25 protein-coding genes are annotated in these 21,072 nt (G+C 32.3%); 6 read left to right on the top strand and 19 right to left on the bottom strand.

What is annotated here, in order from left to right:
• Positions 1–648 precede the first annotated feature (648 nt).
• The 3 genes from WBN21_RS09400 to WBN21_RS09410 form a co-directional block, all read right to left on the bottom strand.
• Positions 649–1,218, bottom strand: a complete 570-nt coding sequence (locus WBN21_RS09400; RefSeq protein WP_424199650.1) for a DUF7486 family protein — start codon at positions 1,216–1,218, stop codon at positions 649–651.
• A 146-nt stretch (positions 1,219–1,364) separates the two neighbouring features.
• Complete coding sequence (locus WBN21_RS09405; RefSeq protein WP_424199652.1) at positions 1,365–1,745, bottom strand: hypothetical protein; 381 nt, start codon at positions 1,743–1,745, stop codon at positions 1,365–1,367.
• A 17-nt stretch (positions 1,746–1,762) separates the two neighbouring features.
• Complete coding sequence (locus tag WBN21_RS09410) at positions 1,763–3,883, bottom strand: elongation factor G (protein WP_424199653.1); 2,121 nt, start codon at positions 3,881–3,883, stop codon at positions 1,763–1,765.
• Between the two features lie 172 nt (positions 3,884–4,055).
• Between WBN21_RS09410 and WBN21_RS09415 the strand changes: the two genes are divergently transcribed.
• The 3 genes from WBN21_RS09415 (at position 4,056) to WBN21_RS09425 (ending at position 6,314) form a co-directional block, all read left to right on the top strand.
• Positions 4,056–4,673, top strand: coding sequence for a YqaA family protein (locus WBN21_RS09415; RefSeq protein WP_424199655.1), 618 nt, complete (start codon positions 4,056–4,058; stop codon positions 4,671–4,673).
• A 94-nt stretch (positions 4,674–4,767) separates the two neighbouring features.
• Positions 4,768–5,061: a DUF3817 domain-containing protein gene (locus tag WBN21_RS09420; protein WP_424199657.1), complete on the top strand. Its 294-nt coding sequence runs from the start codon at positions 4,768–4,770 to the stop codon at positions 5,059–5,061.
• Positions 5,061–6,314, top strand: coding sequence for a mechanosensitive ion channel family protein (locus WBN21_RS09425; RefSeq protein WP_424199659.1), 1,254 nt, complete (start codon positions 5,061–5,063; stop codon positions 6,312–6,314). The genes WBN21_RS09420 and WBN21_RS09425 overlap by 1 nt, the downstream gene beginning before the upstream one ends.
• Positions 6,315–6,439: 125 nt before the next feature.
• Here WBN21_RS09425 and leuB read toward each other — a convergent pair whose 3' ends face one another.
• From leuB to WBN21_RS09450, 5 genes are all read right to left on the bottom strand, one after another.
• Positions 6,440–7,495 (bottom strand): 3-isopropylmalate dehydrogenase, encoded by a 1,056-nt coding sequence (gene leuB, locus WBN21_RS09430; protein ID WP_424199661.1) that lies wholly within the window; start codon positions 7,493–7,495, stop codon positions 6,440–6,442.
• A gap of 272 nt (positions 7,496–7,767) precedes the next feature.
• The gene (locus tag WBN21_RS09435) at positions 7,768–9,288 is read right to left on the bottom strand and encodes an alpha-isopropylmalate synthase regulatory domain-containing protein (RefSeq protein ID WP_424199663.1); all 1,521 of its coding nucleotides are present in this window, start codon (positions 9,286–9,288) and stop codon (positions 7,768–7,770) included.
• A 3-nt stretch (positions 9,289–9,291) separates the two neighbouring features.
• On the bottom strand, positions 9,292–9,888 hold the full coding sequence (gene leuD, locus WBN21_RS09440) for a 3-isopropylmalate dehydratase small subunit (protein WP_424199665.1): 597 nt from the start codon (positions 9,886–9,888) through the stop codon (positions 9,292–9,294).
• 118 nt (positions 9,889–10,006) lie between these two features.
• Positions 10,007–11,401 carry a 3-isopropylmalate dehydratase large subunit gene (gene leuC / locus WBN21_RS09445; protein WP_424199667.1) on the bottom strand — a complete coding sequence of 465 codons (1,395 nt, stop codon included), beginning with the start codon at positions 11,399–11,401 and terminating at the stop codon, positions 10,007–10,009.
• 177 nt (positions 11,402–11,578) lie between these two features.
• Complete coding sequence (locus tag WBN21_RS09450; RefSeq protein ID WP_424199669.1) at positions 11,579–11,962, bottom strand: acyl-CoA thioesterase; 384 nt, start codon at positions 11,960–11,962, stop codon at positions 11,579–11,581.
• Between the two features lie 143 nt (positions 11,963–12,105).
• On the opposite strand from WBN21_RS09450, the gene WBN21_RS09455 reads away from it, so the two are divergent.
• Together WBN21_RS09455 and WBN21_RS09460 are read left to right on the top strand one after the other, a co-directional pair.
• Positions 12,106–12,522, top strand: a complete 417-nt coding sequence (locus tag WBN21_RS09455; protein ID WP_424199671.1) for a glyoxalase — start codon at positions 12,106–12,108, stop codon at positions 12,520–12,522.
• 9 nt (positions 12,523–12,531) lie between these two features.
• On the top strand, positions 12,532–12,978 hold the full coding sequence (locus WBN21_RS09460) for a transcription elongation factor (RefSeq protein WP_424199673.1): 447 nt from the start codon (positions 12,532–12,534) through the stop codon (positions 12,976–12,978).
• On the opposite strand, the gene WBN21_RS09465 is transcribed toward WBN21_RS09460, so the two are convergent.
• The 4 genes from WBN21_RS09465 to WBN21_RS09480 form a co-directional block, all read right to left on the bottom strand.
• Positions 12,971–13,651, bottom strand: a complete 681-nt coding sequence (locus WBN21_RS09465) for a DUF2461 domain-containing protein (protein WP_424199675.1) — start codon at positions 13,649–13,651, stop codon at positions 12,971–12,973. The two genes, WBN21_RS09460 and WBN21_RS09465, sit on opposite strands and share 8 nt — an antisense overlap.
• 74 nt (positions 13,652–13,725) lie before the next feature.
• Entirely contained in the window at positions 13,726–14,289 is a 564-nt protein-coding gene (locus WBN21_RS09470) for a hypothetical protein (RefSeq protein ID WP_424199677.1), read from the bottom strand.
• Between the two features lie 97 nt (positions 14,290–14,386).
• Positions 14,387–14,548 carry a DUF1328 domain-containing protein gene (locus WBN21_RS09475; RefSeq protein WP_424199679.1) on the bottom strand — a complete coding sequence of 54 codons (162 nt, stop codon included), beginning with the start codon at positions 14,546–14,548 and terminating at the stop codon, positions 14,387–14,389.
• 159 nt (positions 14,549–14,707) lie between these two features.
• A complete protein-coding gene (locus tag WBN21_RS09480; RefSeq protein ID WP_424199680.1) occupies positions 14,708–15,484 on the bottom strand; it encodes a tRNA pseudouridine(38-40) synthase TruA in 777 nt (258 codons plus the stop codon).
• Positions 15,485–15,581: 97 nt separating this feature from the next.
• Here WBN21_RS09480 and WBN21_RS09485 point away from each other — a divergent pair, with 97 nt between their 5' ends.
• Complete coding sequence (locus WBN21_RS09485; RefSeq protein ID WP_424199682.1) at positions 15,582–16,001, top strand: hypothetical protein; 420 nt, start codon at positions 15,582–15,584, stop codon at positions 15,999–16,001.
• Positions 16,002–16,056: 55 nt separating this feature from the next.
• On the opposite strand, the gene hisIE is transcribed toward WBN21_RS09485, so the two are convergent.
• The 7 genes from hisIE to WBN21_RS09520 all read right to left on the bottom strand — a co-directional run.
• Positions 16,057–16,686 (bottom strand): bifunctional phosphoribosyl-AMP cyclohydrolase/phosphoribosyl-ATP diphosphatase HisIE, encoded by a 630-nt coding sequence (gene hisIE / locus WBN21_RS09490; RefSeq protein ID WP_424199696.1) that lies wholly within the window; start codon positions 16,684–16,686, stop codon positions 16,057–16,059.
• 55 nt (positions 16,687–16,741) lie between these two features.
• Positions 16,742–17,497 (bottom strand): imidazole glycerol phosphate synthase subunit HisF, encoded by a 756-nt coding sequence (hisF, locus tag WBN21_RS09495; RefSeq protein ID WP_424199684.1) that lies wholly within the window; start codon positions 17,495–17,497, stop codon positions 16,742–16,744.
• A 92-nt stretch (positions 17,498–17,589) separates the two neighbouring features.
• A complete protein-coding gene (hisA, locus tag WBN21_RS09500) occupies positions 17,590–18,324 on the bottom strand; it encodes a 1-(5-phosphoribosyl)-5-[(5-phosphoribosylamino)methylideneamino]imidazole-4-carboxamide isomerase (protein ID WP_424199686.1) in 735 nt (244 codons plus the stop codon).
• A 36-nt stretch (positions 18,325–18,360) separates the two neighbouring features.
• Entirely contained in the window at positions 18,361–18,720 is a 360-nt protein-coding gene (locus WBN21_RS09505; protein ID WP_424199688.1) for a four helix bundle protein, read from the bottom strand.
• A gap of 54 nt (positions 18,721–18,774) precedes the next feature.
• Entirely contained in the window at positions 18,775–19,356 is a 582-nt protein-coding gene (gene hisH, locus WBN21_RS09510) for an imidazole glycerol phosphate synthase subunit HisH (protein WP_424199690.1), read from the bottom strand.
• A gap of 71 nt (positions 19,357–19,427) precedes the next feature.
• The gene (gene hisB, locus WBN21_RS09515; RefSeq protein WP_424199692.1) at positions 19,428–20,564 is read right to left on the bottom strand and encodes a bifunctional histidinol-phosphatase/imidazoleglycerol-phosphate dehydratase HisB; all 1,137 of its coding nucleotides are present in this window, start codon (positions 20,562–20,564) and stop codon (positions 19,428–19,430) included.
• Positions 20,564–21,072: aminotransferase class I/II-fold pyridoxal phosphate-dependent enzyme (locus WBN21_RS09520; RefSeq protein WP_424199694.1), on the bottom strand; the 509-nt coding region annotated here is incomplete at its 5' end. The genes hisB and WBN21_RS09520, both read right to left, overlap by 1 nt.

Here is a 21,072-nt window from a genome sequence, read left to right on the forward strand (position 1 = left end):
CTTTTATTTTGGCGTTGGCAAGCGTTGGATAATTGTGTGTAAAATAAATTGCCAGAGCAATTTGATTTTATAAAACAATCGAGCGCTTGGTAGCGGCTATTTTACATAACGGCTAATTATAGATACATAATGTTTTAAAAAACTCTGCGAAGCAAACCGCTTATTAGTTTAATGACCCAAGTTCCAATTATTCTTATGAAAACAAATGCTTCTGGGATATTTTACATAATACTACATTATAGCTATCAAATGGACTCCTCTCATAAAATACCAATGACAACATTTGTACTATAATTTATATTATGTAAAATAGAAAATATATTTAAGTACACTACTTTCTATTGTATTCAATAAATTGATACTTAATCAATTTATTGAATAGTATGTAAAATAGAAAATAAATTAGGTCTTATACTCTCAATTGTATTCCATAAATTGATACTTAATCAATTTATCGAATAGTATGTAAAATAGGATTTCCAATTAACAACTTACACTTTCTATTGTATTCAATAAATTGATACTCAATCAAATTATCAAATAGTATGTAAAATAGAAACTTTAATAAAGTACACCACTTTCTATTGTATTCCAAAAATTGATAATCAATCAATTTATTCAAATAATATGGCATACACTAAACAAAAACTAATCCGCTACTTGTGGAATAGATTTTATATGAGCATATACAACAATTCCACTAATGGTTGTTTCAGCTACGGCAGAATTCATTTTTATTCCTTTAACTGAATTAGTTTTACCTTTTGGAGAAATTGCAAATACATCATAAAAAATCTTATCATCATATATTGCTTTTATATGGATTATATTACCAGATTGACTAACACCTTTAACAGGTAAATATTTCCCATCTTCAGTAACAGCCTTAATATCTAATAAGTCTCCGAATTCGTCAATAGCCTTAACAGGATAATAATTTCTTTTATCAACTAACATCTTAATTGGTAGTCGATTACCTCTTACAAAAGCCTTCACATCAAGCAGACTTGTTTGTTTAGAATTCTGAATAGCTTTTACATCATAAACATTTCCATTTTTATCAATGGCCTTTATATTTAAAAACTTTAAATCTGGCCTAAACGCTTTTACATGCCATATGACTTCTTCAAACTCGTCTTTACTTTCCTTTGTGTTTTGAGAAAAACTTAAGTTGGTAAATAAGATAACTACCAAACAAAATATTGCACTTATTTTCATAATAGAATATTTAATAACATTAGTCAAAAATACTCATGAAAACTCATTTATATTATGACTAATGTCAGGTATATTCTAGTATAATTACTCCTGTTTTTATTTAAAACTAAAAAAAAACGACATGGTTTAGAGCCTAAATAAAATTGCTATAGCCACTCCAAAAAATAGGTCATCATTTCCTCTTTCAAATCATAATGCATTTTTATATAAGTTCGCATGTCATCTTTTAATGTATGTTGTTCATTCATTAATCGACCATCAATAGATTCATTAAAATCTGCTGTATGAATGTTATTCATTCTATTTTTAATGCGATGCATCAATTTTGATATGGCATCTTTTTCAATCATAATTCTATTTTGGAAATTTTCTAACGGAATTGTCGCTCTTTTTCCAAATTCTCTACTCGCTATTTCTTCTAGCTTTTCTTGAAACGTGTCCATTTCATTAAAATGAAAACGTAACTCTCTTCTCCAAGTTTCTAAATTGAACTTTAAATCGCTTAAATATGATACTTTAGTTTGCATATGATTTGTGTTTTATATTATACTTCTACTTTCTCTAATTGTTTTACTAATTCCATTTGAACATTTGCCGGCACAGGTTGGTACGATGCAAACGCATTTTTAAATGTAGCGCGTCCTTGTGTTAGCGATCTTAAATCGGTTGAATACCCATATAATTCAGCCGCTGGCGTGATGGTTTTTAAAATCTGGTAATTATTGCTACTCTCAATACCTTGTATTATGGATCTTCTGGATTGTAAATCGGTCATCACACTACCAATCATTTCCTCAGGCACTTTTACAACTAATTCATTGGTGGGTTCTAATAATTTAGGATTCGATTTTAAAAAGGCTGCTTTAAAGGCATGAGCTCCAGCTATTTTAAAAGAAATATCGTTAGAGTCTACCGAGTGCATCTTGCCATCATAAACCATAACCCGCAAGTCTCTTACATACGAACCTGTTAGCGGACCATCTTCCATAACTTCTAAAACACCTTTCATAATAGATGGTAAATACCGCTGATCAATAACACCACCAACAATACAGTTATAAAAAATGAGCTTTCCACCCCAAGGCAATTCAATATCTTCTTTCCCTCTTAAACTAAAACCTTCTGGCTCAGGCATGCCTTCATACCAAGGTTCAATTTTCATGTGTACTTCACCAAATTGTCCGGAACCACCAGATTGTTTTTTATGCTTATAACTAGCTGTTGACGGACGTTGAATGGTTTCTCGATAAATAATTTTTGGCTTTTCAAATTCTGCCTCAATGCCATAAACATGTTTTAATGTCCAATCGATTGTAGCTAAATGTAACTCACCTTGGCAGCCTAATAATTGCTGTTTTGATTCTTTTGAATATTCCAAAACAGCTGTTAAATCTTGACTATGAATTTTTTTAAGGGCCTCAATTAGTTTTTCTTCATCCTTTTTTTCGATTGCTGTCACACTTTTTCTAATTCTAGGCTCTGGGAATTTAATGGGTTTTATGGTTGTTTTACTTTTTTCATTTCTTAAAGTATCGTTCGTATCGGTAAACTTTAATTTTAAAGTGGCGCCAATATCACCTACCGTTAATTTATTAACTGGTTGCCGCTCTTTACCATCCATGATAAACAATTGGTTGATAGTTTCAGTTTCATTATTTCTTGGGTTTACCAATTTATCGTTCAATTTAACTTCTCCCGATTTTACTTTAAAAAAGGTAATCTGACCCAAATTAGGTTGATGAATGGTTTTAAAAACGAATAAGGCTGTTGGCGTTTTAATATCGCGCTTTAAAATGTCACCTTCTACACTTTGTTCTTCATTTAATTCGGACGCTGCTGGAGCTACATTATCAATAAAGCCCATTAATCTGCCTGTTCCCATATCATTTAATGCAGACACGCAAAAAACAGGAAACAGCTCATGATTCAGCATGCCGGCTTTTATTCCTTGTCGCATTTCATCTTCATTGAGCGTGCCTTTTTCAAAAAATAATTCTAATAATTTATCATCATTTTCAGCAGCTTTTTCTACTAACTCATTATGAAGCTTATTAGCAAGTTCTAGATACTCCTCAGGAATTTTTAATTTTTCTGGCTTCCCTCCTTCAGGTTTAAACTTGTAGAGTTTCATTTTTAAAACATCAATAATACCTTGAGCGCCATCAATTTTTACTGGGAATTGCATTTTTACAGCATGATTGCCTACGAGTTCATTAATACTATTAAAACTTTCCTGAAACTTTAAATTAGGATGGTCAATTTGATTAATGACAAATAGCGTTGCCTTTCTATATTTATCAATATAATTCCAAATAATTTCAGTACCCACTTCCACGCCTTGCCTACCATTAATAACAGTAACAACGGTATCTGCCACACTTATTGACGAAATTATTTCACCTATAAAATCATCCAAACCTGGTGTGTCTATAATATTTATTTTATAATTACGCCACTCGGTGTGTAAAGGAGTGGCGAATATGGATGCATTTCTTTCATGTTCAATATCATGATAGTCTGAAACGGTATTATGATTCTCTACGGTTCCTCTCCTATTTATTAAACCAGCCTCAAACAGCATGGTTTCAGATAAGGTTGTTTTTCCACAATAATGCGCACCTACTAACACAATATTTTTAATATGTTTTTCATCAAATACTTTCATGTTTCATGGATTAAAAGTTCATCTTATAAAACTAGTGCATCTTAGTTTTTAAAAAAATGACTTATGTCATTAAAATGAAGTAGTTAACTAAAAAAAGGTTGTTAAATTTAACCTAAAATGATAATTCTTAGGTATTTCACTATATATTTGTATTCCCTTTATTTATTCAAGAATGAAACCGAAAAATAAATCTAAAACCGAGAAATCTCGGCTTCAATTATTACACCAGTATTATAGCTATACTGGATTCTATACGTTTGTTTGGCAGGCAGTTAAAAAAGCATTACCATATATTATTGCCATTATTATAGCTGTATTTACTTTAAATTATTTCTTTAGCATTAATGAAGCATTAATTCATTTAACCGAAATTTTGCCAGCATATGGTGTTTTAAGTTTCTTTTTTGTGTCTGAAACACTTTTAGGGCTTGTTCCTCCAGAAATTTTTATAGCCTGGTCGGGTAAAATGTACAGTCCTTGGTTTTATTTAGGCGTATTATCGGTGTTATCTTATGGCGGTGGTTTATTGGCATATTGGATGGGACGTTCCATTACTAAAATGCCTACAGTTCATAATTACCTAGAAACGAAAATGGAAAAGCAACTTAAAAACTCTAAAAAATGGGGTGGCTTTTTAATTATGGTTGGCGCGGTATTGCCGCTACCCTTTTCTATTGCTTGTATGGCGGCCGGTATTATTGAATTTCCTTTTAAAAATGTGATGCTTTACGGTACCTTACGTTTTGTTCGTTTTGCTATTTACGGACTTATCATTTTCAATGTCTTGTAGTAATTAAATTTTCTTCTCTAAACACGGAAACTATTCTTCATAAATAAAGCAAAAGTTCTTTTTGAAGCTTATTTTTGCACAAAATTAAAACAGCATGTTTTCATCATTAAATATATTTAGAATAGTAGCTATTTTAGAAGGTGTTTCATATATCCTTCTTTTGTTTATTGCAACGCCAATCAAATATTTACAAGGCGATCCGCAGTATGTTAAGCTTTTAGGAATGCCACACGGTATTTTATTTATGGCGTACGTGGCTTTAGCATTTCTTTTCAAAAAAGAATTTTCTTGGAATAATAAAGAATTTTTGATTGTGCTTATTGCTTCAATAATTCCTTTCGGAACGTTTTATATAGATAGAAAATATCTAAAATCTGTAAAAAATTAATGACATCCTATAAACATATTTTATTCGACTATTTAGTGTCTTTGGGTACTAATGATGTTATGGCTAAGTATTTAAATATGATAGCCTTATTAGTTGCATTATTGCTAATTATTTTTATCGCAGATTTTATTATCCGTAAGTTATTAATTGGTGTTTTTGGCCAGTTTGCTACCAAATCAAAAACAAATTTTGATGACTATTTAGTAGCCAATAAAGTACCTCGAAATATAGCGCACATCGTACCTTTTCTAATTGCATTAAACTTTGCGCCTATTGTTTTTTACGATTTCCCAAATTCCGATATTATAATAGAAACCATTCTTCAGGTTTTTGCTATTATATTAACGCTTTGGATTGTTAGAAGTTTACTAAACACCCTTAAAGATTACTTTAAAACACTACCAGGTTTAAAAGATAAACCTATTGATAGTTACATTCAAGTCTTTATGATTTTTGCTTGGATTGTTGGTTTCCTATCTGCCATAGCCATTATAACTGGAATTGAATTTATAAAGTTCGTTACCGGAATGGGTGCGATATCTGCCGTAGTTATTTTGGTTTTTAAAGATACTATCATGGGTTTTGTTGCCAGTATTCAAGTGTCTATAAACGATATGGTTCGTATTGGCGATTGGATTACTTTTGAAAAATATGGCGCCGATGGTGATGTTATTGAAATCAATTTAGCCACAGTAAAAGTACAGAATTTCGATAAAACCATTACCACCATTCCAACCTATGCCTTAATATCAGACTCGTTTAAAAATTGGCGTGGTATGACGGATTCTGATGGACGACGAATTAGGAGAGCCTTGATTATCAAGCAAGATGGTGTAAAATATTTATCCGAAGCAGAAGTTGAAAAACTTAAAAGTATTCAACTTATTTCATCGTATTTGGAAACCAGACAGAAGGATATTTCAACCTATAACAGTACAAACAACATTGATAAAACCTTGTTGTTAAATGGACGAAACCTTACCAACCTTGGTGTTTTTAGAAAATATATAGATAGTTATTTAAGAAATCATTCTGCCATCAATAAAGATATGATGATTATGGCGCGTCAATTAGCACCAACCACACAAGGTATTCCATTAGAAATTTATGCATTTAGCAGCGATAAACGTTGGGAGAATTACGAATACATTATGGCTGATATTTTCGATCATCTATTAGCGGCCCTGCCCTATTTTGAATTAGAAGTTTTTGAGTTACCAAGTCATTCTAGTTTTAAAAATTCATTAAACTAAGTTTGTCAAATTAAACTTCATTGTCAGGTTGAGCGCAGTCGAAACCTCATAAATATTATAGATTAAAGCAAAAAACCCTGTAAAATATAAATTCTACAGGGTTTTATATATGTTTTAATCTAAGTTTAGATATTACTAGCCAACCAGTCACCAACTTCTTTAGTACCGTAAGCTTTTCCGCCATCAGCTAAATCTTCAGTAACCATGCCTTTTTCTAAAGCACTATTAACAGCATCTCTAATCGCTTTGCCTTCTTCCATTAATCCGAAGTTCTCAAACATCATTGCAGCCGATAAAACCGTAGCCATTGGATTAGCAATATTCAATCCAGTTGCTTGTGGGTACGATCCGTGAATAGGCTCAAATAAACCAATATCAGATCCTAAAGATGCCGATGGCATTAATCCCATCGATCCAGAAATAACCGAAGCTTCATCTGTTAAAATATCACCAAATAAGTTTTCAGTAATCAACACATCATAGCTATTTGGCCATTGTACGAAACGCATCGAAACCGCATCAACAAACTCATAACTCACTTCAACCTCAGGATAATCTTTTTCCATCGCTTGAACCGTTTCTCTCCACAAACGAGATGTTTCCAAAACGTTAGCTTTATCAACACAACATAATCGCTTAGAACGTGTCATCGCTAATTCAAAACCTTTTTTAGCCAAACGTTGCACTTCAGCACGCGTATAAACACAGTTGTCAAAGGCCGTTTCTCCACCATCTCTTCTACCCTTTTCACCAAAGTAAATACCGCCAGTAAGCTCACGTAAAAACACCAAATCGGTACCTTCAATACGTTCTCTTTTTAGTGGCGATTTATCTAATAACGACGGAAACGTAAACGTTGGACGCACATTAGCAAACAAGCCTAAAGCCTTACGCATTTTTAACAAACCTTGCTCCGGACGTACCTTTGCAGACGGATCATTATCAAAACGCGGATGTCCAATAGCACCAAATAACACAGCATCAGAACTTTTACAAATTTCATGAGTTTCATCTGGGTAAGGTTCCCCAACAGCATCAATTGCCGCAGCACCTGTCAATGCAGGTCTCCAGTTTAATTCATGTCCAAATTTCTTTGCTACAGCATCGCTCACTTTTACAGCTTGATCTATAACTTCTGGTCCAATTCCGTCTCCGGCTAAAAGGGCAATATTTAATTTCATTGTATTTATTTTAATCTTTTAATAATCATTTTTATTTGGGCGTTACCTAAATCCTGAATTTAGTTCAGGACCTAGGTCGGGCTTTACGTTCCAATCTTTTTTGTGTTTAACCCTGCGACTGCGCTCAGGGTGACACAAAAAAGGATTTCCACTACAATCCCTGCCTGCCGGCAGGCAGGCCTAACGCGGGTCAGCCCGCAATCGTCAGTTCTCAGTAAGCGGTCAATACTTATCCGCAAACAAGCTAACTTCATGCTTCAAACTTCAAACTCCTAACTCACCACAATATTCAACATCTTCTCAGTAGCTTTAATAGCCGAAACCGTTTGGTCACTATCTAAACCACGAGTTTTAAATTCTTTTTCAGCACTCTTCCAAGTAATAATCGTTTCACATAACGCATCCGAATTACTTCCAGGAGGTATTCTCACCGCATAATCAATTAACTTTGGCAATATCACATTTTTCCTTTTAAAAATACTTTTTACAGCATTCATAAACGCATCATATTGTCCATCACCTTGCGCATGCTCTTCAAAAGTCTCGTTTTCAATAGTAATAGAAACCGTTGTTGAAGGTTTTAAACCTTTAGAATGTGTTAATACATAAGAGTTCACTTTTACCTTTTCTTCATAGGTTCTATCTAAAACATCCGAAATAATATAAGGCAAATCCTCTTTTGTAACCACCTGTTTTTTATCGCCTAATTCAATAATACGTTGCGTTACTTTCTTTAAGTCTTCATCATTAAGCTGAAGTCCTAATTGCTGCAAGTTCTTTTGAATATTAGCTTTCCCAGACGATTTCCCTAAAGCATATTGGCGTGTTCTACCAAAACGCTCAGGCATTAAATCGCTGAAATATAAATTATTTTTATTATCACCATCGGCATGAATCCCAGCAGTTTGCGTAAATACATTGGCACCAATAATAGGTTTATTGGCAGGAATCATAACTCCTGAAAAGTTTTCAACCAATTTACTTACGGTATAAAGCATCTTTTCATTTACACCAACTTTAATTTCTGGCATAAAATCATTTATTACAGCAATCGTGCTAGACATTGGTGCATTTCCTGCGCGTTCGCCCATGCCATTTACGGTTAAATGTAAACCATCAGCACCAGCTCTTAAACCTTCCATAACGTTTGCTACGCCCAAATCATAATCATTATGCGCATGAAAATCAAAATGCAAATTCGGGTAGGTATCTTTTATTTCTTTTACAAAATCAAACGATTCTTTAGGCGTTAAAACACCCAAAGTATCTGGTAGCATAATGCGCTTAACTGGTTGCGTTGCCAAAAAGGCTAAATATTCAAAAACATAGGCTTTAGAATTCCGCATGCCATTACTCCAATCTTCCAAATAAACATTGGTATAAATACCATTTTTATTTGCAAAATCTATATTCTCTTTTATTTCACTAAAGTGTTGATAAGGAGTCTTTTTAAGCTGATGAGTTAAATGATTTAACGAACCTTTAGTAAGTAAGTTTTGAACCTTTGCACCAGCGTCAACCATCCATTTTATGGAAATGCCTTTATCAACAAAAGTTAGCACTTCTACTTTGTCAAGATAATCGTTTTCTGAAGCCCATTCGGTAATTTCCTTAACGGCTTGAAGTTCGCCTTCAGACACACGAGCAGACGCAATTTCAATACGATCTACTTTTAATTCTTCAAGTAAAAGTTTGGCAATAGTAAGTTTCTCAGAAGCAGAAAACGACACGCTCGAGGTTTGTTCACCATCGCGCAATGTCGTATCCATTATTTCTATGTGCTTAACGCTCATGTTTTAGAAAGGGCGAGTTTCAGTAAATGTTTCAATCTCACTTTTCATACTTTGTAAATAGTCGATATCATCAAAACCATTTAACATGTTTCCTTTTTTGTATCCATTAATGTCAAAAGACTCTTTTGAACCAGAAGATAATAAGGTGATGGTTTGAGCTTCTAAGTTAATTTCTAACTCAGTATTTGCATCTGCATAAATAGCTTCAAAAATCTCATCAGCAAATTCAGGACTAATTTGAACCGGCAATACACCAATATTCAAACAGTTATTCTTAAAAATATCTGCAAAGAAACTAGACACTACACAACGGAAACCATAATCGTAAACCGCCCAAGCAGCATGCTCTCTTGAAGATCCAGAACCAAAGTTCTTACCTCCTACTAGAATTTTTCCTTTGTAAATAGGGTTATTTAAAACAAAATCTTGTTTAGGTGTATTATCACCATTATATCTCCAATCACGGAATAAGTTATCTCCAAAACCTTCACGTTTTGTAGCTTTTAAAAAACGTGCTGGTATAATTTGATCGGTATCTACATTCTCAATTGGTAATGGAACTGCAGTACTCGTTAATGTTGTAAATTTATCGTAAGCCATGTTTAATAAGTTTAAAGTTCAATATTAAATATTCAAAGTCTTGAAGTCCATTAATATTTTACTTTTTAATTTAATTTTTATACTAGTTTTTAAAAGCCCCCTTCTGTGGTTTGGGGGATTAAAGTAAATCTCTTGGGTCAGTTACAACACCAGTAACGGCAGCTGCAGCAGCAACTAATGGACTAGCCAATAAGGTTCTTGATCCTGGTCCTTGACGACCTTCAAAGTTTCTATTTGATGTACTGACTGCATATTTTCCAGCTGGTACTTTATCATCATTCATAGCTAAACAAGCAGAACAACCTGGTTCTCTTAAAACAAAACCAGCTTCTTCAAAAATATCAAGCAACCCTTCTTTTTTAATTTGTTCTTCAACAATATGCGAACCTGGAACTAACCAAGCCGTAACATTATCAGCCTTTTTTCTTCCTTTTACAATAGATGCGAACGCTCTAAAATCTTCAATACGACCATTAGTACAACTACCAATAAAAACGTAATCGATTTTCTTTCCAATCATTTGTTCATTTTCAGCATATCCCATGTAAGCTAAAGACTTATCATAAGTTGCTTTTCCGCCTCCAGCATTTGCAGCCGTTGGAATTTTGTTTGAAATCCCCATTCCCATACCTGGATTTGTTCCGTAGGTAATCATAGGTTCAATATCAGCAGCATCAAATGTTAATTCTTTATCAAAAACAACACCGTCATCCGTTTTTAAAGTTTTCCAGTATGCCATTGCAGAATCCCAATCTGCTCCTTTTGGAGTTTTTGGACGCCCTTTTATATAATCAAATGTTTTCTGATCTGGAGCAACCATACCACCACGAGCACCCATCTCAATAGATAAGTTACAAACAGTCATACGCCCTTCCATAGTCATGTTTTCAAAAACATCACCTGCATATTCTACAAAATATCCTGTAGCACCAGAAGTTGTTAGTTGCGAAATAATATATAAACCAACATCTTTAGGTGTCACACCTTTATTTAATGCACCATTAACGCTAATACGCATTTTCTTTGGTTTAGGTTGCATGATACATTGTGTTGTTAATACCATTTCAACTTCCGAAGTACCAATTCCGAATGCAATAGCACCAAAAGCACCATGAGTTGATGTATGTGAATCTCCACAAACAATTGTAGCGCCAGGAAGTGTTATACCGTTTTCCGGACCTACAACATGCACAATACCATTATTTTGATGCCCTAAACCCCAATGGCTAATGCCATATTTATTAGCATTATCTTCTAATGTTTTTAACTGATTAGCAGATAATGGATCTTGAACTGGTAAATGTTGATTTATTGTTGGTGTATTATGATCGGCAACAGCGAAAGTACGCTCTGGATATAAAACACTTAAACCTCTACTCTCTAATCCTACAAAAGCCACAGGACTAGTAACTTCGTGAATTAAATGACGGTCAATATATAATACATCTGGTCCATCTGCAATGCTTCGCACCATATGCGAATCCCATACTTTGTCAAACAATGATTTGCTCATAAATATTAATTTTTTTTAAGGAATACAAAGTTAATTTATATTACAGATAATCGAAACTTTAGACCACCTTGATATTAAATTTTTATAAAATATATAATGGAAGTATAAATCATTGCATTTTATGCAATAAAAACAAATAATTGATTACAATTTATAAAGATAAATTAAGCTAAATGCCTATAATCTGTCTTTTACGTATTCAACTTTAGTTTTTCCGTGTGGTAAAACATGACCATCTGGACCAATATTCACCATAACGATATTTGAAATGGTTATAATGGTTTCTCTGGTCATCATATTTCTAACCTCACAACTTAAAGTGAGCGATGCTTTTCCAAAATTAACAGCCTTAATTCCAATTTCTATTACATCACCTTGCTTTGCAGATGCTCTAAAATCAATTTCACTAATATATTTTGTTACTACTTTTTGATTTTCTAATTGAACAATGGCATATAATGCTGCCTCTTCATCAATCCAATCTAATAATCGCCCTCCAAACAAAGTCCCATTGGCGTTTAAATCTTCTGGCTTAATCCATTTTCTGGTGTGAAATCTCATACTTTCCAATACTTTTTTATCTAAAATCTATTAAGCTATAAAGGTAAAGAAAAAGTTGAATGTTGATAACCTCGTTAACAATTATAAATTAACCATTTAAATACCTGCTAGATATTCAATATTTTTATTGAAAATCTACAAAAATGGACTCCAGACAATTTAACCTTAAAAACATTAGGCCAGAATTTTTAAGCGCTACAATAAATGATACCATGAGTAATGATGAGCGTTTCCAGAATTTGGTTTTGCGCCCTGTTATTAAATTTCAAAACGATTTATTAATTGAAGTGTTTAGAAACTATATAGCAAAACATAAATCGGTTTTTTATGATTTGTCGCTAGAAAAACGCATAGAATATATTGAAAATGCCATTCAAAAAGACATGAAACTTCGAAACTCCATGAAAGGCATGATTATAGGTGTTTTTACGGTTGAAGAGTATTTGATTTATATTAAAAATTCTTCAGCTTTAAATAAACGTATGATGACTATTGTTAAGGACCGATTAATAGGCCATATTCAGGTTTTTGAAAATTCGGAACTTTTAATCGCTATATAAAATCCTTTAATGACAACAAAACAACAGCTTTTGCAAGTTTGTAATGAACGTGTAGACAAACGCATTAACGATTACAAGGAAGAAATAAATTTAATTAAGGAATCGATTGAAAGCAATGATAAAGGCGATTCTGACGAAGACGATGCAGGTAATGGGAAATTGCAGAATGACCTTGAAAAAAACCTAGAACATCTAAATGATGCTCAGAAAACCAAAGAATATTTAAAACAAATTAAAACGAATATTAACTTTGAAACTGCTGTTTTAGGAAGCCTTGTTAAAACAGAAACCATGAACTTTTACCTTTCTACAGGTATCGGAAAGATAGTGCTTGATAATGTTGACTATTATGCCATTTCGCTGAGCTCACCAATTGCACAACTTCTTAAAAACAAAACCAAAAACGATCGTTTTGAGTTTAATCAAACAAAATATGTAATTATTGATATTATATAAGCGAAACACCGTTTAAATCAGTAGTAAGCACATCGCTCATATAATCAAAAAATGGGCGAATTGCTTTAAAAGCGGTATCAACTTCATTTAAAAAATTAGCGTCTAAAACCTCTTTGTCGGTATATTTTTTAGTGAAAATATATTGTTTCTTCTTTATTAAATCTATGGCTTCATGATCTTTATCAAACCCTCTAGGAGCCGATTTCACTTCATCACCAACAAAGGTATTTCCCCAAACAGCATTAAACTTTTTGTTCGAAAGAATGTCTCTAATTTCCGAATCGTCCATTTCAAATTCTTTACGGATTCGCAATAAATCTTCTTTGTTAGGTTCCCAAAAACCTGTAGCAATAAAACTTTCATTATTTGGTTGAATATGCAAGTAATAACCACCTCTTAATCTGGGCTTTAATCTATTAAATGATCCTCCAAAATGTGTTTTATAAGGCAGTTTATTTTTTGAAAAACGGACATCACGATAAATTCTGAACATTTTCATTTTATCAACTTCATCGTGTTTATTTAGGTTTTCAAAAACAGAGTGATACACCTTTTTTACTTCCTTTTCTATAGATTTAAATTCAGGCTTATTATCATTAAACCAATCGCGATTATTATTTTTTTCTAGTTTATTGAAAAAAGTGAAGACTGATTTTGGTATAATTGGACTCATAGAAAATTACTTTTTTATAAAAATACAAAAAGCCCTAAATTATTAGGGCTTTTTGAATTAATGTTATTTAAATTTTAATCATTTGTTTCAGCAAAAATATAGGTTTTAGTTTCTATACTATCCATTTTTTCATCATAATATTGAATTACAAAATGACCAACCTTATTAAAATATCCAATACCAGAATAGGTATCGCCTTTTACTAAATAATGCCCATTTGCATTGGTGTTCAAAGCTTTTTCAATAGGGACAAATACGGATTCATTCTTTTTAAAAGCAATATCAAATCCTCGATTACTAGGCTTAAATAAATAATTTTCTTCACCAATTTTATAATATGTTTCACTTGTTAAAACATCATAGTCATCATCATCATCATTATCTGCCATTATCATTTTTTCTACTTTTGAAGTGGCGTTAACACGTTCTTGATTTACTTTGTTTTTATCGTTTTCATCTAGTTCTATCGATGTTGTTTCTCTGGTTATGACCTTTAATTTTTTCTCAGTTGTCTTTTCCGCATCCTTAACTTTTACAGTTTTAATTTCAGATTCTTCTTTTATGTCTACTTGTTTTTCTTGCGCGATTGCAGCATTAGTAAATAATAATAATGTGCATATAAATATTAAGTTTTTCATTTTTGTTAAATTTTAGTTTATAATTTTATTTAATGATTCTTTTTCTTAGGATTAATATCCCATACTATGTTTTAAAAGGTTTATAAATTAATCTTCATTATTTCTTAAAAACGCCTCGAATAAGCGATAACACAAATAATACTAAGAACACAAAGAAAAATATTTTTGCTATTCCAGCCGATGCTCCTGCAATATCACTAAAGCCTAAAACTCCAGCTATTAAGGCTATTATAATAAACGTGATTGTCCAACGTAACATAATTTATAGTTTTATTGATTAATATTTGTTTTTTGAGAATTAACTCGGATTAATACAATACAAATATCGGGAATGAATGAAAGAACCTTGTTACAAGGTTATCGGTATAATTTATATAATTCACATAAATTGAAGAGTAATAAATTGTTAACCAAGTGTTTATGTGAACTTAATGTTTTTTAGAATTAACCCCGAAGCTGGTGCTATATAATCCATTTTTACATTGCTATCGGGTTTTAAGCTATTTTCTATATCTTGAAGTGTCAATTTCCCTTTTCCTAAATCGATAAGTGTCCCCATCATGAGTCGGATTTGATTTCTCATAAAACCTTTACCTCTAACTCTTAAAATGTAGGATTTCTCAGGAAAGTAATTGGCCGTATATATATTATTCTCTACCAATTCACAAGTTTCAATGGCTCTAGTATAAACACCATTATCTGTAGGTTTGTAGCAATAGGATTTTAAATAATTTTCACCTTCAAAAAGTTTTGCGCCTTGTTTCATAAGATCGATGTTTAATTCATCTAGAATAGTTGTCATTATTGGAGCACAAAATGGATGACATTTTTCACCAAATGCAAAAAGATATAAATATTCTTTAATTTTTGAATTATTAATGATATTGAATTTAGCATCAACTTCTTTTATAGACAAGGCTCTAATGTCTTGAGGAAGATTGGTATTAAAAAGCTCTAGAAAAGCAGTTTCGTCTTCAATATTGTGTTTTAAAAACAACTCAAAATAAGCACTTTCAGCTGACACCATAGCATCCGTTCTTCCCGAACTTAAACTTTTAAAATACTTACCTTCCAAAATATAATTTAATGTTCTATCCACCATTAAATGTAAGGTTTTCACATCTGGTTGCTTTTGCCAACCATGAAAACGATAGCCCAAATATTGGATATTTATAACGTAAAAGTATTTTTTCATTTTTGATTAAAAATAGATTTTGAAATTAGGTTATTTATTGAATGTGACAAAAAAATTATACATTGTATTATTATTTACTAACTAAAACATTAAAATTATGACAACAAATACCACAAATAAACCACCAATTTGGTTTTGGATTGTAAGCGTTATTGCCGTGATATGGAACGCCATGGGAGTAAATGCGTATTTACAACAAGCTTACAATACTGAAAGTTACCGCGCCATGTATTCGGAAGAACAATTAGAAATTGCTGCAAGTATGCCAACTTGGATTACTGCGGCATTCGCCATAGCCGTTTTTGCCGGTGCCATTGCTGCTATCGGGCTTTTATTAAGAAAAAGTTGGGCTGTAAAACTATGGCTAGTATCATTAATTGCTGTAATTGTTCAAATGGGTTATGTTTTAATGAAAGGCTACGAATCTGATATGATTATGACCATTATGATTATTGCATTCGCTTTATTGTTTTTTTGGTTCTCTAGAATGAGTGAAGCAAAAGGATGGTTATCTTAAAAAGATAATTTTATATAATAAAAAAAGCATTAGAAAATACTAATGCTTTTTTTTGTTATTTATGTCTTCCTTTAAGTTCTTCTTCAATATCCTTTAAAGTGAATCCTTTCGCTTGCAACAGCATTAAGTAATGAAACAAAAGATCTGCTGATTCGTATAAGAACAATTCATCGTTATTATCCATGGCTTCAATAACGGTTTCTACAGCCTCCTCACCTACTTTTTGAGCAATCTTATTGATTCCTTTTGAAAATAGACTTGCTACATAAGATTTATTGGTGTCTTTATTTGCAACACGTTCTGAAATAATAGCTTCAAGCGTTGAAAAGAACCCATAATTAGATGTGTTTTTTTCGGCCCAACAGGTATCAGTTCCTTTATGACAAGTTGGTCCAACTGGTTTTACTTGAATTAAAAGCGAATCATTATCGCAATCATTCTTAATATCTATAAGGTTTAAAAAATTACCACTTTCTTCACCTTTCGTCCATAAACGTTGTTTACTTCTACTAAAAAATGTTACTTGTTTTGTTTCAATCGTTTTTTGATATGCGGCTTCATTCATATAGCCCAACATCAACACATTTTTTGTAGTTGCATCCTGAATGATTGCTGGGACTAGTCCGTTTTGGTCGTATTTAATATTCATATTTTTTTGACTTTCCTGCGAAGGCTGGAATCTAATTTTTATTATTATTTTATAGTGGATTCCGCAACAAGAGCGGAATGACACAATTTATTTAAATGCGTACTTCTATATGATTCTTTTTTAATTCTTTTTTTAATTCTGGAATAGGAATTTCACCAAAATGAAATACACTTGCAGCCAAAGCGGCATCAGATTTTCCATCTTTAAATGTATCTATAAAATGTTGCACATTTCCGGCTCCACCAGAAGCGATAATTGGAATATTCAGCTCTTCAGATAATTTAGCCAACGCCTCATTTGCAAAACCGTTTTTTGTTCCATCATGATTCATTGAAGTGAATAAAATCTCTCCAGCTCCTCTTTTTTCTACCTCTTTAGCCCATTCAAACAAATCGATATCTGTTGGGATGCTTCCACCTGCTAAATGTACAAGCCATTGTCCATCAACTTCCTTTGCATCAATAGCTACAACAACACATTGACTTCCAAATTTATTAGATAATTCATTAATTAATTCGGGTCTTTTAACTGCAGAGGAGTTAATCGATACTTTGTCTGCACCACATTGTAATAATGCATCTACATGCTCAACACTTGAAATACCACCACCAACAGTAAACGGAATATTAACTTGTTCGGCTACATGCAAAACCATTTCTAAAGTGGTTCCGCGACCCTCTAAAGTTGCAGAAATATCTAAAAACACTAATTCATCCGCTCCTTGATCAGCGTATTGTTTTGCTAATTCAACAGGATCTCCGGCATCGCGTAAATCAACGAAGTTAACACCTTTTACGGTGCGTCCGTTTTTAATATCTAAACAGGGTATAATTCTTTTTGTTAGCATATTTTTAAGTTAAAAATTAAATATAAAAAGTTAGAAGTAAGTTTCCATTGGCATCAATTTTTAATATTTAACTTTTAATATTTTATATTTTGTTATACAAATTTTTCTAAATCGTAAAGACTGATTCTGTTTTCATAAATAGCTTTACCAATAATAACACCTTCACACCCCAATTCTTTCAGTTTTGGTAGTTCATCAATATGAGATATGCCACCAGATGCAATCAATTTTATAGATTGTCCACTACTGCTATTGCTGCATTCATCAATAATCTCTTTATACAAATCAAACGACGGACCTTCTAACATCCCATCCTTTGAAATATCAGTACAAATAACATACTGAATGCCTTTCTTTTGATATCCTTTTATAAACGGAATAACATCCTCTTTACTCTGCTCCATCCAACCACTTATGGAAATTTTTCCAGCGTCACTATCTGCTCCCAAAATAATTTTGTTTCCACCATATTTAGAAATCCAGCCTTCAAATGTACTCGCATCTTTTACCGCTATACTTCCTCCTGTAATCTGCCTAGCTCCTGAATTAAAAGCAATATGTAAATCTTCGTTAGTTTTTAAACCACCTCCAAAATCAATTTTTAATTTAGTTTTTGATGCAATTTGTTCCAATACTTTATAATTCACAATGTGTTTGGCCTTAGCACCATCTAAATCTACTAAATGCAAGTATTCTATTCCAGAAGCTTCAAACATTTTGGCAACTTCTAAAGGGTTTTCATTATAGATTTTTTTAGTCTCATAATCTCCTTTTGTTAAGCGGACACATTTTCCATCGATGATATCTATTGCTGGTATTATTCTCATAATTAATATTAAAGGTTAAATATAAAATATTAAAAGTTAGTTGCGTTTTTGATTTTTCTTAGCAGTATTGATGGATGCCACCGTTATTGCTAATAATTCTTTTCCTTCCCTTTTTAAAATCGAAATTTCTTGAATATGTTCTGGAAGTATTTCCTCAAATATCTCTAACCAATACACACTTTCATCTGCTTCCTCTTCTACAATTTTAAGTTTGTTAATAAAATCTGCTGTAGATTTTGCCCGTTGAGAAGCACGATAATTAGCACCTACAGAGCTTGAACTTCTTATTAATTGATTAACAAAAGCGTTATATTCTCTAGATTTAGGAACTTTAAAGCAAAATTGCCAACAGCCTAAAGCAAATCTTTTCGTTCTTTCAATAATTTCGTTTTTCATCAATCTTTAAGTTTTTACTTCTAATATTTAATATCAAATATTTAATATTTTACCTTAAAGCGCTAAAAAGTTTTTTAATATTTGTTCTCCTGCTAAACTGCTTTTTTCTGGGTGAAATTGAACACCATAAAAGTTTTCATGCTGTAAGGCTGAAGCATAATTTAGTCCATAATCTGTTTTAGCGATAGTTTCTTTGCAATGTTCTGCATAATAACTGTGAACTAAATACATGTATTCGTTTTCTTTAATGCCTTTAAATAAATCAGACTTTAGGTCTTTAATAACATTCCATCCCATTTGAGGCACTTTCACATCGTTTGAAAAACGTTTTACATGGGACTGAAAGATCCCTAAACCTTTTGTATTTCCTTCTTCGGTTGACAAGCAAAGCAATTGCATACCTAAACAAATGCCTAATACAGGCTGTTTTAAAGTTGGAATCAATTTATCTAAACCACTTTCTTTCAACATAGCCATAGCTGTACTAGCCTCACCGACTCCTGGGAAAATAATTTTATCGGCTGCTCTAATTTCCTCAGGATCATTCGATAAAATGGCATCAACTCCCAATCTTTTAAAGGCAAATTGTATGCTTTTAATGTTTCCCGCACCGTAATTTATTATGACTAATTTCAATTTATTTTCGATTTACAATTTTCGATTTACGATTATATAATCGTAATTCAAAAATCTGAATTCTTAAATTTTTAAAGCATTCCTTTTGTTGATGGTAAAAACATTTTATTTGCATCTCTTTTTACGGCCATTTTCATGGCTTTTGCAAAGGCTTTAAAAATACCTTCTATTTTATGATGTTCATTTGTGCCTTCTGCTTTTATGTTTAAATTACATTTGGCCCCATCGGTAAACGATTTAAATAAATGGAAAAACATTTCTGTTGGCATATCACCAATTTTTTCACGTTTAAATTCTGCATCCCATTCTAACCAATTTCTTCCTCCAAAATCAACCGCTACTTGCGCTAAACAATCATCCATTGGTAAACAGAAACCGTAACGTTCTATTCCTAATTTATTTCCTAAAGCTTTATTGAATAATTCGCCTAAAGCAATCATTGTATCCTCAATGGTATGGTGTTCATCTACTTCTAAATCGCCATCAACTTTAATAGTTAAATCCATGGCACCGTGACGACCAATTTGATCTAACATGTGGTCGAAAAAAGACAAACCAGTATCGATATTATTCTTGCCAGAACCATCTAAATTTAATTTTATATATATCTGAGTTTCATTGGTATTACGTGTTATTTCTTCAACACGGTTTTTAAGCTTTAAAAACTCATAAATCGAAGCCCAATCCGTACTTGTAAGCGCAATACAATTTAAAATTTCTTGCTTAGAAGTTTCTATTTCATCGGCACCTAATTCTGGGTTTTCAGATAAATAAATACCTTTTGCTCCTAGATTTTTAGCAAGTTCCATGTCGGTAATTCTATCACCCAAAACGAACGAATTTTCTAAATCATAATCATTGGAAAAGTACTTGGTTAATAAACCGGTTTTTGGCTTACGGGTTTCTGCATTTTCCTGTGGAAACGTTTTGTCTATCAATACTTCAGAAAACACAACGCCTTCTTTTGCAAAAGCATTTATAATTTTATTTTGAGCAGGCCAAAAGGTGTCTTCAGGAAAACTACCTGTTCCTAAACCGTCCTGATTTGTTACCATTACCAACTCATAATCCAACTCACTAGCTATTTTAGCCATGTATTGAAACACTTTTGGGTAATATTCTAGCTTCTCTAAACTATCTAATTGATAATCTACAGGTGGCTCTAAAACCAATGTTCCATCTCTATCTATAAAAAGTACTTTTTTCATTATAAAGAATTTAAAGTATCTATTAATGTTTTATTTTCCTTAGACGTTCCAATTGTTAATCGCAAACAATTTTCGCACCCAGGTTGTGTGGTTCTATTTCTAACAACAATACCTTTCTCAATCAATTGATTATAACGTTCTGTAGCATCATCAACTTTTACCAATACAAAATTGGCATCCGTTGGATATATTTTTGAAATATAACTTACAGTCTTTAATTGAGTAACTAACGCACCTCGCTCATCCAATATATCAACGACCTGTTGTTGAGTTATTTCATGTTTTTCTAATTGATAAATAGCCTTTTGTTGTGTTAACTCATTAACATTATAAGGTGGTTTTATTCTATTTAAAACTGAAATAATTTCTTCCGAAGCAAAGCAAATTCCTAAGCGAATTCCCGCCATTCCGTAAGCTTTTGAAAGTGTTTGAGAAATAATCAAATTTGGAAATTCATTTAGACGACTCGCCCAACTTTCTTCATTTGAAAAATCGATATATGCTTCAT

This window comes from Algibacter sp. (assembly GCF_049667265.1).
Taxonomy (GTDB): Bacteria; Bacteroidota; Bacteroidia; order Flavobacteriales; family Flavobacteriaceae; genus Algibacter_B.